Origin of the sequence: Noviherbaspirillum sp. (assembly GCF_036563305.1) — a bacterium.
In the GTDB taxonomy this organism is placed as follows: Bacteria; Pseudomonadota; Gammaproteobacteria; order Burkholderiales; family Burkholderiaceae_D; genus Noviherbaspirillum.
The window spans coordinates 455,313-469,099 of sequence record NZ_DATCMQ010000016.1; the positions used below are offsets into that span (position 1 = coordinate 455,313).

Sequence of the window (13,787 nt, forward strand, 5' to 3'; positions counted from 1 at the left end):
GGAGGCTGCTGCAATTTTTTGGGGTTCAAGGGGAAACTTAATTCGGGTCAAGTTGTCATTTGTTACACCCAAGTAGCATTTGTTTCATTATTAACTTGAGGAGTCCACCATGGCCGAACATGCGCTGGCAGGGCAAGAGACTTACGATCCCAACCGTCTTCTTGATACGCTGCTTGAAAAGATGAACCTGAAGAACGACGCTGCGCTCTCGCGCTTGCTGGAGGTAGCGCCGCCCGTGATCAGCAAGATCCGCCACCGCCGGCTGCCGGTCGGTGCATCGCTGCTGATCCGGATGCACGAGTCCTGCGGCATGAGCATCCGTGAACTGCGCGACCTGATGGGCGACCGGCGCACCAAGTATCGCCTCAGCGATGCGCAGGGCAAGCCGAAGCCCACCCCGGAAGTGCAGTCCCAGCCCAGCCAGTCCACTCACCTGCATTGAGGCGCAGGAACCCGTAACCAGGCCTTTGCACCAGGCCAGTGACCACGCGTCGCTGACTGATGCAAAGTCGGTTTGCGGCATGCGGGACCTGCGGGTCCCGTTCTTGTTTCCGCACTTCATTCTCCTCCGCGAGCGCAACGATCATCGGCGGCGGCCGGCGTCATTTCTCCGGGAGCGGGGCATCGACAGCGGGGTAGGCATGCTTACGCGCCAGAAAGAAAGTCGACACCGCATTGCGGCAGGAGCGTGCCTGCGGGTGCGCGAGGCGGCGCCGTGACGATCGCCAGTTTTCGCTTTTACGCGGAGTTGAACAACTTCCTCGGTCCGCATCAGCGACAGCGCCGCTTCGACCATCCATGCGCGCGGGACGCCAGTGTCAAGCACATGATCGAGGCGCTCGGCGTGCCACACACCGAGGTCGGCATGATCCTCGTCAACGGGAGCGCCGTCGGGTTCGGGCATCGGCTCGGGGACGGCGATGCGGTGAGCGTTTATCCGGCATTCTCCCGGTGCGACGTCGGAACGGGAAGTCTTCTGCGGTCGCCTCCGAGCGGCGGCTGCCGTTTCGTGGCCGACGCCCACCTCGGCTTGCTGGCGCGGCAGCTGCGCATGCTCGGATTCGACGCGTTGTACCGCAATGACTACCGCGACGCCGAAGTGGCGGAGATCTCCGCCGCCGAGGACCGCATCGTCCTCACCCGCGACCGGGACCTGCTGATCAGGAAGGAGATCGTGCACGGCTGCTACCTGCATGCGACTGCCTGTCCGGGGCAGGTGACCGAGGTGCTCGTCCGCTATCGCCTGGCCCGGGCCGCGCGTGTCTTCACCCGCTGCCTGGATTGCAACGGCGTGCTGCATGGCGTGCCGAAGGCGGCGGTGGCGCACCGCGTGCCGGCCGCCAGCCGGCAGGTCTACGAACGCTTTTATGAATGCACGGGATGTGCGAAGGTCTACTGGGAAGGCTCGCATGTGCAACGCATGCGGCAGCAGGTCCAGCGCCTGCTCGGCGCCGCACGACTTCAGGAGGACGAACCGTGAACAAGCCGTTTTCGCCCGCCTGCGCACGCAACAGCGCGCCCATCCTGGCCGTCCTGCGCACGCAGTTCTCGACGGCGCGCAACGTGCTCGAGATCGGCAGCGGAACGGGCCAGCATGCTGCCTGCTTCGCCGCCGCATTGCCGCATCTGACCTGGCAGACCAGCGATCTCGCGGAAAACCATGCAGGTATCCTGGCGTGGATGGCGGAGGCCGGGTCGCCGAACCTGCTGCCGCCGCTGAAGCTCGACGTACAGCACGACGCCTGGCCTGCGGGTCCGTTCGACGCGGTCTTCACCGCCAACACCTGCCACATCATGTCCTGGGACGACGTCCGCGCGATGTTCGCCGGTATCGGCCGCGTGCTGGCGCCGGACGGCACCGTCTGCATATACGGGCCATTCAATGTCGACGGAAGGTTCACCAGCGAAAGCAACGCCCTGTTCGACGCGGCGCTGCGGTCGCAGGCGCCGCACATGGGCATCCGCGATATCGGGGCCGTTAACGACCTGGCTGCCCACGCCGGGCTTGTCCTGGTCGAGGATGCCGCCATGCCGGCCAATAATCGCCTGATCACCTGGCGCAAGCCGACCGCTTGAATCCCGCGGCGGCACGGCCGGTGGCCGGCGTCCGCCAGCCTTCGCCCTTGCCGGATGGACGCCTGTGCCAGTCCCGCCCGGGCGTTCCGGATACAACAGTACTCCGGTCATTTTCCGCGGATTTATATTGCTTTTAAGGCAATTATTTTGAGAAATATCAAGCGGGTACGCTATAGTTGCCACTTAGAAAAAGCCGGCTGTCGCTCCACCGCCGGCGCGTCAGAGCACACTCTCCAGGCGAATCAACAACATGAGACTTCGTTCCCGTCTGCTGGCAGCAAGCCTTGCTGCGGCATGCGCTTATCCTGCCTTGGCCGTCGCCCAGGACGGCATCGGCCGATTCGACATCAGTCGATTCCAGGTCGACGGCAATACCCTTCTCGACCCGGCTGCGGTGGAACGCGTGCTTGCGCCCTACGCCGGTACGGGCCGCGATTTCGGCGACGTGCAGATGGCGCTGGAGGCGCTGGAGGCGGAGTACCGGGCGCGCGGCTACAACCTGGTCCAGGTGGCCCTGCCGGAGCAGGAGCTGAACCACGGCGCGGTGCGGCTGCAGGTAGTCGAGACGCGCATCGGCAGGATCCGGGTGGAGGGCAACAGCCACTATGACGAGGCCAACATCCGGGCAAGCCTTCCGGGCCTGCGCGAGGGCCGTTCGCCCAACCTCGGCGAGGTCTCGTCCAGCCTGCGGCTGGCGAACGAGAACCCGGCGAAGAAGACGACGCTGCAGCTGCAGGGAGGCGGCCGCGACGACGAGGTCGATGCGGTGCTGAAGGTTGCCGACGACAAGCCCTGGCGCATCGGTGCGAGCGTGGACAACAGCGGCAACAAGACGACCGGCGAGGCGCAGCTGACCGTGCAGTACCAGCACGCCAACCTCGGCGGACGCGACCATGTGATGAGCCTGCAGTACACGACCGCCATCGAGAATCCGAGCCAGGTCAGCGTCTATGGCATCGGCTACCACATCCCGCTGTATTCCCTGGGCGATTCAATCGACTTGTTCGCCAGCTATTCGGACGTGAACTCGGGGACGGTCCTGGCCGGTATCGTCAACCTCGACGTGAGCGGTCGCGGCAGCGTCGCCGGCATCCGCTACAACCAGGTGCTGCGACGGGTCGGCGACTACGAGTCGCGCCTGAGCTACGGGCTTGACCACAAGGCCTTCGAGAACAACATTTCGCTGCAGGCGGTACCCAATGCACAGCTGGGCAACGACATCACGGTGCATCCGCTCAGCGTGACTTATGCCGGTAGCTGGGCGGCGGCCGGCAGCGAGCTCAGCTTCAGCCTCAGCGCGCTGCACAACATCGCCGGCGGCGACAAGGGCGGCGGCGCGGATTTCGAGCGGGCGCGGGCAAACGCCTCGAAGAACTACAAGATCCTGCGCTACAACGCCGCCTTCGGCAAGGCGCTGCCAAACGACTGGCAACTGCGCTTCAGCCTTTCCGGGCAGCAGACGGGCGATGCCCTTGTGCCGGGCGAGCAGTTCGGCGCCGGCGGCGCTGGCACGGTGCGCGGCTTCGCCGAGCGCGACCTGTCGAACGACGTCGGGCGCCTGTTCAGTGCCGAGATGTACACGCCCAACCTGTGCGGCGCGATCCAGGGCATCGCCTCGCAGTGCCGCGCGCTCGCCTTCTTCGATACCGCCTACGTTCGCCGCAACGAGGCGCTTCCCGGCGAGCAGCGGGACGCCTCGATCGGCAGCGTCGGCCTCGGTTTCCGGCTGGCGCTCGGCAAGGCGGTCAGCATGCAGCTGGACTACGGCCATGTGATCGACGGCGGCAACACCAAGTCGAAGGGCGACGACCGGCTGCACGTCAAGCTCGGCGTGAGCTATTGACGGCCGGCGGCGCAGCACCGGAATGGATACGCGGCGGCCGTGCGCGCGGCACGCCTGGCAAGCGGATGAAAGGGGAGAGATGAAAACCGATTCGACAATGCGCCATGCAGGCGCTGCAGGCACCGGGCGGGGCAGGTCCTTGCGCCGCCGCCTGTTGCCGCTGCTGGTCGCCGGCTGCTTCGGGCCGGCAGCCTGGGCCAATCCGCAAGGCGCACAGGTGGTCGCCGGCCAGGCCAGCTTCAGCCAGCAGGGCGCGGTGCTTTCCGTGACCAATTCCCCGGGCGCGATCATCAACTGGCAAAGCTTTTCCATCGGCGCGGGCGAAACCACGCGCTTCATCCAGCAGAACGCCGCCAGCGCAGTGCTCAACCGGATCACCGGGCAGGACCCGACGACGATCCTCGGCACCCTGCAATCGAACGGCCGGGTATTCCTGGTCAATCCGAACGGCATCCTGTTCGGCCAGGGCGCGCGCATCGACGTCAATGGACTGGTCGCATCCACCCTCAACATCAGCAATGAGGATTTCCTTGCAGGGAAGATGCGATTCGGGGGCGGCGGCCAAGCCGGCAACATCGTCAACCAGGGCGCGATCACGACGCCGGACGGCGGCCAGGTCTACCTGGTGGCGCCGAATATCGAGAACACCGGCATCATCCATACGCCCAAGGGCGAAGTGATGCTTGTCGCCGGCCATACCGTGCAGCTGGTCGATTCGACCAATCCCAACCTGCAGGTGGTCCTGAGTGCGCCGGACAACCAGGCCGTCAACATCGGCCAGATCCTCACCGAAGGCGGGCGCGCCAGCATCTACGGCGCGCTGATCAGGCAGCGCGGCATCGTCAGCGCCGACAGCGCGGTGGTCGGCGAGAACGGCAAGATCGTCTTCAAGGCCAGCAGGGAAACCCTGCTGGAGGCGGGCAGCGTCACCAGCGCAAGGGGCGCCGGCAAGGGTGGCGAGATCCAGGTGCTGGGCGAGCGCGTCGGCCTGATGGGCAACGCCGGCATCGACGCCAGCGGACAGGCGGGCGGCGGCACCGTTCTCGTGGGCGGCGACTACAAGGGCGGCAATGCCGGCGTGCAGAACGCGAAGCGCAGCTTCGTCTCGGCCGATGCCAGCATCAGGGCCGATGCGGTTGCCAGCGGCGACGGCGGCAAGGTGATCGTCTGGGGTGATGAAACGACGCGCGCTTACGGCAGCATCAGCGCACGCGGCGGCGCGCAGGGTGGCAACGGCGGCTTTGTCGAGACGTCCGGCGCCTACCTGGACGTGGCAGGGATCCGGGTCGATACGCGCGCGCCGAAGGGCGAGACCGGCACCTGGCTGCTCGATCCGCGCGACATCTTCGTGCGCGGCAGCTCCGCGACCGCGCCGGAAGACGTCGATGAATTCGGCGACAACGGAACCGCTGATTCGGAGATTGCGGCCTCCACCATCAGCAGCGCAAACTCCAGGGTCGTGCTGCAGGCCCAGCGGGACATTCATTTCGACAGCGCGGTGAACATGGGTGCCGGCGGTAGCCTCCTTGCCCAGGCCGGCAACGATATCAATGTCAATGCAGAGATCCGCACGGCGGGCGGCGAGGTCGAACTGCACGCGAACTACGCGGACTACGATTCCGAGACCACCGACTATGCGACCGGCTTCGGACGCGTCAACGTCAATGCGGATATTTCGACTGCCGGCGGCGACATCCGGCTCAGGGGCGTGGAGGCGAATATCGCCGCTGCGGCCACGCTTGATTCAGGCGCCGGCAACGTCGACATCGAAGTGACGGACAAGATCACCAACAACGGCACCATCCTGGCGCAGGACCGGATCGCGCTGACGGCCGACAAGATGAACCTGGTTGGCGCCATCAGGACCGGCGCCGATGGCGAGGTGGTGCTTGTCGCGCTCGGCGCAGCGGAACTGGGATCGACCGATTCCTACGACACGGCGACTGCCACGCTGCAGCTCAAGGATGAAGAGCTCGACACCATCCAGACCGGCACGTTGCGCATCATTGCGCCGGATGGCATCAACGTCAGCACGGCGATCCACCCCGCGCAGGTAGGACGGGCGCTCAGCCTCGTCAGCGACCAGGGCATCACCCAGTCCGTCGGGGCGACCATCGCCGCACCCGCCCTGGCCATGAGCGCACGCTTTGTCGACCTGCAGGAGGCCAACGGCGTCGGCGTCATTGCCGCCTCGGTCGACGAGGACTTCAAGTTCCGGACGGTCAACAAGCTCACGGTCAGCGAGATCGACGAGATTTCCGGCATCACCCGCTACGGCTATCTCGGTTACTTCAGCGAATCGGAGAGTTCGTCGTCGATGTCTCCCGGAACGATCCTGCTGCAATCGGATTCCGCACAGGGCATCAACCAGGACTTCAACGGTGACATCGACACCGGCGGAGCGACGCTGGTGCTGCGCTCGTCCGGTTCGGTCCAGCTCACCAATGAAGGCAACATCATCGACAGCCTGGCGGCAAGCGTCAGCGGCGGGCTGGACGTGTACAGCGACTACGACATGCAGGTCACGACCTCGTCGAACGGCATCACCGGCGTGACCGCCGGCGGCCCGGTGCGCCTGCGCACCGGCTACGACGCCCTGCTCTCGATCGATGCACAGGTCAATGCCGGGGCGCACGAAGTCGACCTGATCGCCGACCGCCTCGCGCTGAATGCGATGGTGTACGGCAGCGAGGCCAGCATTCGTCCCTATACGCCGGGCCGGTCGATCACCGTCGGTCAGGAAGAGTGCGTCATCGAGGGCTGCCTGAGCATCGTCAACCTGCACCGCATCGCCGCCGCCACCATCGGCATCGGCCGCGATCCGCTGGATTACCAGTACGACCCGTACGAGCCGTATTACGGCTACGGCTACAGCGGCCCGATCCATGTCGCCGGAATCACCAACACCGGCAGCGGCGCGCTGACCGACCGCAACAGCGCGACCACGCTGATCGGCCTGCTCAGCAGTGAAGACGTGACGCAGGGCGGCGCGATCGACGTCGACAGCCTCGGCGCGGTGGCGGGCGGAGCAGTGACGCTGAACCATGCCGGCAACCGGGTCGGGCGGGTGTTCGGCGCGGCGCTGGACGGCGACTTCAGTTTCGTCAACGTCGGCGAGCTGAGTATCGGCGCGCCGCTCGGCCTTGACGAGCTCTACGACACGATGGGCATCTGGGCCGCAAACGGCAATATCAGCGTGTCCAACACCGGCCACCTGAAAGTCGCAGGCACCGCCAGCGTGCTCACCGGGACAGGCAACATCGACCTGGTCGCGCACAGTCCCCTGACAGTGGATGGGACGGTGGCCTCGGGCACCGGCACCATTTCCCTCGAAGCCGCGTCGAGCAGCAGCCCCGACGACATCCTGACCATCAACGGCGTGGTGACGACCGGGGGCCAGGTATCGCTGAAGGCAGGAGAAGGCATCGTCATCAACGGCATCGTCCACAGCGCCAACCTGGTGCAGGCCGGCGGCCAGGGAGCCGAGCAGGCCGGCATCGTCCATCAGGCACAGAACACCGTCGTGGCGACCATCGCCCAGGCGACCGAGGCGATCATCGCCAGGACGGCGAACAGGAAGGACATGCTCGACCCCGCAGACGAGGACGAAGGCAAGGACAAGAAGGGCGCAGGCGCGGACAAGGATGAGGGAGCGAAGAAAAATGAGAAAGCCAAGAAGCTGTACTGCAACTAGGCTGCTGGCGCTGGTCGCGTCCGCATTCGCCGCGCTCGCGGCGAACCCTGCATGCGCCGGGATCGCAGGTACCGTGGTCAACCTCAACGGTCCGCTGGTGGCGAAAAAGGCCGATGGCGCCGTGCGGGTGCTGACGCTGAAATCGACGGTGGAAGAGGGCGACGTGCTGGCGACCGAGAAGGGCACCTATGCGCGCATCCGCTTCGTCGACAACAGCGAGATCACGATGCGCCCGAGCTCGCAGTTGAAGATCGACAGCTTCGTGTTCGAGGAGTCGAAGCCGGAAAAGGACAGCGCAACATTCAGCCTGGTCAAAGGCGGCCTGCGTGCGGTGACCGGCGCACTCGGCAAGCGCAACAACGAGCGCTTCGGCATGAGCACGCCGACGGCGACGATCGGCATCCGCGGGACCACCTTTGTCGTCCACTACGTTCCGCCACCCGCAGGCGGAGGCGGCTACGGCGCCGGTCCCGACGCCGGCGGCGGCGCCCGGAAAACCCCGTCGAAGGAACTGTCGCCGTCACAACAGGCGCAAATGGATGGCTTGCTGCAGAGTCTTTCGGCGGGCAAGGCCGACGGAAACGCTGCAAGCGGCGTCCCGCAGGATGCGACGAAGAAGCCAGCTGACCTCGCGACCGGTCGCCTTCCCATCGATCCGGCAGCGGGGATGAAGCCGGTGCAACCCGTGTCCAAGCAACCGCAACCCGGCCAGCCGCCGTTGCTGCCACCCGGCCTGCACCTGCAGGTCGTCGACGGCGCCATCGTCGTCACCAACGGCGGCGGAGGGCTGGGTTTCAGCGCGGGGCAGTTCGGCTATGTCCCGGGTCCGGCACAGGCGCCGGTCATCGTGCCGCCGAACCCGAACCTGCAGTTCACGCCGCCGCCGTCGTTCTCGTCGTCCGCCGCGCCGCAGACCGGCCCTGGCCGGGAAGGCGACGACGGCGTCGATTGCGAGGTGCGCTGAGGCGCGCCGGGATGTGCCGGGCTGCGTTTCCGGCCACGGCATACGCCGGTCGCACTGCGGCTGGCTTACGTCCTGCCCCCGGGCAGCGGGCAGGCGGTGCGGGCAGGGGGATGCGGCGGGCTACTTGATGCAGACCGCGCGCACCTGCTTGATGTCCGTGATGCCGGACAGGATCTTCTCGATGCCGTCCATCTTGAGGGTCAGCATGCCGTCCTCCAGCGCCGCCGCCAGCAGGACCGCGACACGGCTGTGTTCCTGGATCAGGCGCTTGAGCCGGTCGCTGCCCAGCATCAGCTCATGCAGGCCGACCCGGCCCTTGTAGCCGCCGCTGCACTGGTCGCAGCCGACCGCGCGATACAGCCTGAACTTGCCGTCCGGCCCCGCATAGTGCTTCTTCCAGTTCGCCAGTACCGCCTGCCGGCCCGCTTCCGGCTCCTTGAAGGCGTCGGTATTGCGCAGTTCCTCGCAATACTCCGCCAGCAGTTGCCGCAGCTCGTCCGACGACGGCTCGTACGCCATCTTGCAATGACCGCATAGCCGCTTGGCGAGGCGCTGGGCCAGCACGCCGAGCAGGGCGTCGGCGAAGTTGAACGGGTCCATCCCCATGTCCAGCAGGCGCGAAATCGACTCCGGGGCACTGTTGGTGTGCAGCGTGGCGAACACCAGGTGGCCGGTGAGCGATGCCTCGATGCCCATTGCCACGGTTTCCTTGTCGCGCATCTCGCCGACCATGATGACGTCGGGGTCGGCACGCAGGAAGGCCCGCATCGCCGTCGCGAAATCGAGGCCGCTCTTGCGGTTGACCTGGACCTGGCGCAGTCCCTTCTGGGTGATCTCGACCGGGTCTTCCGCGGTCCAGATCTTGGTCTCCGGCGTGTTCAGGTGGTGCAGCACCGAGTGCAACGTGGTGGTCTTGCCGGAACCGGTGGGGCCGCAGACGAAAAACAGGCCGTACGGCTTGCTGACGGCGGATTTCAGCCTTTCCAGGTTGTGCTGCAGCACGCCGAGCTTGTCCAGCGGGATGGGTTCGCCCGCCGCGAGGATACGCATGACGATGTCCTCGACGCCGCCGGCGGAAGGAATCGTCGCGACGCGCAGCTCGATATCGAGCGGGCCGAACTTCTTGAACTTGATCTTGCCGTCCTGCGGCTTGCGGCGCTCCGAGATGTCGAGGTCGCACATGATCTTGATGCGCGCGGCGATCGCGCTGCGGTAGCTGGCGGGGATCTCGATGTAGGGTTCGAGCGAGCCGTCCTTGCGGAAGCGGATGACGGTCTTTTCCTTGCCCGGACGCGGCTCGATGTGGATGTCGGAGGCGCCCTGGCGGTAGGCGTCGATGATGACCTTGTTGACCAGCTTTACCAGTTCGTTCTCGGCCGCGGCGGACAGGTCGGCCTCCGACACCTCGCCATCCTCATCGATGTCGTCCATGCCCGACAGCAGGTCGCCGACGGAGGTGAGGTCGCCCTCGGCGCCGAAGAAATGGTCCACTGTCTGCCGGAATTCGGCATTCGTGGTGACCCGGTACGCCAGCTTCGCCTTCGGGAAGATGTTGTTGATCATCCGGGCATTCCTGACCTGCTCGGGGTCGGTGGCCAGGATCACCACGCCATCGACGCCGTCCTCGACCGGCACCCACTGGTTCTGTTCGACGAACTCGCGTTTCAGGTTCCTGAGAAGGTCGACCGGTTTCACCCGGTCCGGCTTGAACGGCTCGTACGGCACGCCGAAGAACTTGCCGAGCGCCTGGCCGACGGCCGGCAGCTTCACCTGGAATTCCCGCACCAGCACCGCCTCCAGGTCATCGCTCTTGCGCCGCGCCGAGCGCGCCGCCAGCTCCAGCTCGCCTGCCGACAGCACGCCTTCGGTGATGAGCGGGTCGTACTTGGAACGGATGACGGACACCGGGCGGATGCGCTGCGTGTACGCGATGGCGAGCGTCTTGCACAGCTCCCGTACCCCTTCCTCGACGATGCCCGAGAACGTGCTGCCGTCACGGTTGTTGATCAGCTGGATCACGCCGAGCAGCTCATTGCTGCGCTCGTCGACGAACGGAGCGGCCAGGACCTGCTTGGTGCGGTAGCCGGTGCGGCGGTCGACCTCGCGCAGGAAGTGCAGCTCGGGCGAATGCCGCTTGAGCTCCGCGTCGTCGTACACGTCCTGGATGTTGACCAGCTTGCGGGTGAGCGCCACGTAGCCGGCGACGCTCTGGTCCGAGATCGGCAGCTTCAGCTGATTGACCGAGTTGAGGCCGGTCTTGATCTTGGAGACGATGGAGACCTTGTCCTCGGCAACCGCATAGATGGTGAGGCGATCGGCGAAGAAGAGGTCGCAGATGTCCTGCGACAGGTCGAGCATGATCTCGTCCACGTTGCTGGTGGCGTGGATCTTGTTCGTGACCGCCTGCAGCTTCTTGAAGAAATTGAGGCGGACGTTCACGTCGTCCGCCTGGCCGTTGCCTTTGAGTGTGGTGCCGGGAACAGCGCTCATGTCATTTTGTCCATTCATCTCCGCGGCTGCGCCGCTGCGCCGCGCGCAATGCCGCCATCATAAATGAACGCGGCAGCGAAATGTATCCCATCCTCGTGGTACTTCACCGGGTCCGCCCGCGGTCATATCCGGCGCCGAACGTGTCGCAAGCGTGCCGATTCAGTCTACAATCGTCGAAAAAACGCAAAGGGAGGAAGCACATGGGTGGGCATCCAAACGCGCGCGGGCCGGTGCATCCCCGTGATGCCGGCGCCGGCCGCAAGGCAGTCGCATCATGAAGCTGCAGGTGCTCGGCTGCGCCGGCGGCATCGGTGGCCAGGAAGGCCACACCACCAGTCTGCTGGTCGACGACGACATCCTGCTCGACGCCGGCACCGGGCTTGCCGCACTCGATCTCGACCGTCTAGTCAGGATCGATCACGTGTTCATCACCCACAGCCATCTCGACCATGTCGCGGGGCTCGCCTTCCTGCTGGACGCAGTGCTCGGCAAGCGCACGGGGCCGGTGACGGTGCATGCGAGCGGGATGGTGATCGCCGCGCTCAGGAGGCACCTGTTCAACTGGGTGCTGTGGCCCGATTTCGGCATGATCCCGGACGAGGCCGCGCCGGTGCTGCGCTGGTCGGAAACGGCGGCGGGCGTGCCCGTCACGCTCGGCGACCGCACCCTCGTGGCCCATCCGGTCAACCACACAGTGGGCTCCTCCGCCTGGTGGGTGCACAACGACCGTTCCGGCTTCCTGTTCACCGGCGACATGGCGTCGACCCCGGCGCTGTGGAGCACGATGAGCGAGGAGCGCCGCCTGCGCAAGGTGATCGTCGACTGCTCGTTTGCCAATGCGGATCGCGACATCGCCGACCGCTCCCTGCATTTCTGCCCCGCCTCCCTGCTGGAGGACATACGCAGCCTGCCGGATGCGGTCGAGGTCCTGATCTACCACCTCAAGCCGGGGCATGAGGAACTGATCATGCGTGAACTGCGGCAGCACAGCGGCCCGCGCGGCTTCACCGCGCTGCGGCGCGGCGACACGTTCGAATTCTGAATCCGCCGCCCGGCCCAAGCGACACGAGAGCAAGCATGCGCAATCCCAGGCAATCCGACATCGCGCTGCGACTGGAGCAGCTGACCGAACTCAGCCTGGAACTCGGCACCGGGCATGACACCAACGTGCTGCTCGAAAAGATCCTGCGTACCGCGAAGGGCATGGCCAATGCGGACGGCGGCACGCTGTACCGCGTCGCTCCCGACCGCCGCAGCCTGCGGTTCTCCATCTCGGTCAATGACACGCTGTCGATGTACGTGGGCGGCGTCGGCGGCAGCGCGAACGAGATTCCCGACATTCCCCTTTTCAATGCGGACGGCAGTCCGAACATGGGCGCGATCGCCGCCTGCGCCGCCCACACCGGGCGCTCGGTCAACATCGAGGACGTCTACCAGGCGGACGGCTTCAATTTCTCGGGCATGCGCCAGTTCGACCAGGCCTTCGGCTACCATTCGCAGTCCTTCCTGACGGTGCCGATGCAGGACCATGAAGGCGAGGTGATCGGCGTGCTGCAGCTGATCAACGCGAAGGACGCCGGACGCGGGGCGGTTTGTCCATTCAGCGAGACCGACCAGCGGCTGATCGAGGCGCTTGCCTCGCAGGCGGCGATCGCGCTTACCAACCAGCAGCTGATCGCGCGCCTGGAAGACCTGTTCGAATCCTTCGTCAAGCTGATCAACATCGGCATCGACGAGAAGTCTCCCCATACCGGCCGCCACTGCGAGGCGGTGCCGGAATTGACCATGATGCTGGCCGACGCCGTGCACCGCACCGCATCGGGCCCGCTCGCGGGCTTCCGCATGACCGATGCCGACCGCAAGCAGTTGTGGCTGGCCGGCCTGCTGCATGACTGCGGCAAGATCACGACGCCGGTTCACGTCGTCGAGAAAGCCACGAAGCTCGAGACCATCTTCGACCGGATTCACCTGGTGGACACCCGCCTCGAGGTAGTCAAGCGCGATGCCGAGATCCGCGCGCTCAAGGAAAAGCTGCGGCACGGGGCGGACAGCACGCATCATGGCGAGATCAATCGCGTGCTGTCGCAGGAACTGGCACGCATCGACGAGGATCGGGCGTTCCTGCGGCGCGCCAACATCGGCAGCGAAGGCATGACCGAGGACGACCAGCGGCGCGTGGCCGATATCGCTGCCCGCTACCGCTGGATCGGCCCGGACGGCAACGAGCGCCCGCTGCTCGACGAGGAAGAGACGGCCAACCTCTGCATCCGCGCCGGCACCCTCAACCAGCAGGAGCGCGAGATCATCAACAACCATATTTCGGTCACCATCCGCATGCTGGAGTCGCTGCCCTGGCCGAAGCATCTGCGCAACGTTCCCGAATACGCGGGCGGCCACCATGAACGGATGGACGGCAACGGCTACCCGCGCGGCCTGCGCGGCGACCAGATGTCGGTGCAGGCCAGGGTGATGGCGATTGCCGACATCTTCGAGGCACTGACCGCAAAGGACCGGCCGTACAAGAAGGGCAAGACGCTGTCGGAGTCGCTCCAGATCCTCGGCGGCTTCCGCCTGCGCAACCATATCGATCCCGACCTGTTCGACATCTTCATTCGGGAAAAGGTCTACCTCGAATATGCGCGGCGCTACATGGATCCGGCGCAGATCGACGAAGTCGACGAGAGCAGTATCCCCGGCTATGTTCCCTGAATCCTGAAGGA

9 protein-coding genes are annotated in these 13,787 nt (G+C 65.7%); 8 read left to right on the forward strand and 1 reads right to left on the reverse strand.

Annotation, left to right across the window (positions count from 1 at the left end; genetic code table 11):
- Window positions 1-109 precede the first annotated feature (109 nt).
- The 6 genes from VIM12_RS18625 (at window position 110) to VIM12_RS18650 (ending at window position 8,577) form a co-directional block, all read left to right on the forward strand.
- On the forward strand, window positions 110-442 hold the full coding sequence (locus VIM12_RS18625) for a hypothetical protein (protein WP_331943455.1): 333 nt from the start codon (window positions 110-112) through the stop codon (window positions 440-442).
- A 273-nt stretch (window positions 443-715) separates the two neighbouring features.
- Window positions 716-1,480, forward strand: coding sequence for a Mut7-C RNAse domain-containing protein (locus VIM12_RS18630; protein WP_331943457.1), 765 nt, complete (start codon window positions 716-718; stop codon window positions 1,478-1,480).
- Window positions 1,477-2,076, forward strand: coding sequence for a DUF938 domain-containing protein (locus VIM12_RS18635; protein WP_331943459.1), 600 nt, complete (start codon window positions 1,477-1,479; stop codon window positions 2,074-2,076). The genes VIM12_RS18630 and VIM12_RS18635 overlap by 4 nt, the downstream gene beginning before the upstream one ends.
- Window positions 2,077-2,326: 250 nt before the next feature.
- Window positions 2,327-3,919, forward strand: a complete 1,593-nt coding sequence (locus VIM12_RS18640; RefSeq protein WP_331943461.1) for a ShlB/FhaC/HecB family hemolysin secretion/activation protein — start codon at window positions 2,327-2,329, stop codon at window positions 3,917-3,919.
- 79 nt (window positions 3,920-3,998) lie between these two features.
- The gene (locus VIM12_RS18645) at window positions 3,999-7,613 is read left to right on the forward strand and encodes a filamentous hemagglutinin N-terminal domain-containing protein (RefSeq protein ID WP_331943463.1); all 3,615 of its coding nucleotides are present in this window, start codon (window positions 3,999-4,001) and stop codon (window positions 7,611-7,613) included.
- Window positions 7,582-8,577 (forward strand): FecR family protein, encoded by a 996-nt coding sequence (locus tag VIM12_RS18650; RefSeq protein ID WP_331943465.1) that lies wholly within the window; start codon window positions 7,582-7,584, stop codon window positions 8,575-8,577. The genes VIM12_RS18645 and VIM12_RS18650 overlap by 32 nt, the downstream gene beginning before the upstream one ends.
- 120 nt (window positions 8,578-8,697) lie before the next feature.
- Here VIM12_RS18650 and VIM12_RS18655 read toward each other — a convergent pair whose 3' ends face one another.
- Entirely contained in the window at window positions 8,698-11,067 is a 2,370-nt protein-coding gene (locus VIM12_RS18655; RefSeq protein WP_331943467.1) for a GspE/PulE family protein, read from the reverse strand.
- A 274-nt stretch (window positions 11,068-11,341) separates the two neighbouring features.
- Between VIM12_RS18655 and VIM12_RS18660 the strand changes: the two genes are divergently transcribed.
- Both VIM12_RS18660 and VIM12_RS18665 read left to right on the forward strand, forming a co-directional pair.
- Complete coding sequence (locus VIM12_RS18660; protein ID WP_331943469.1) at window positions 11,342-12,109, forward strand: 3',5'-cyclic-nucleotide phosphodiesterase; 768 nt, start codon at window positions 11,342-11,344, stop codon at window positions 12,107-12,109.
- Window positions 12,110-12,144: 35 nt separating this feature from the next.
- Window positions 12,145-13,776, forward strand: coding sequence for a GAF and HD-GYP domain-containing protein (locus VIM12_RS18665; RefSeq protein WP_331943471.1), 1,632 nt, complete (start codon window positions 12,145-12,147; stop codon window positions 13,774-13,776).
- Window positions 13,777-13,787: the final 11 nt, after the last annotated feature.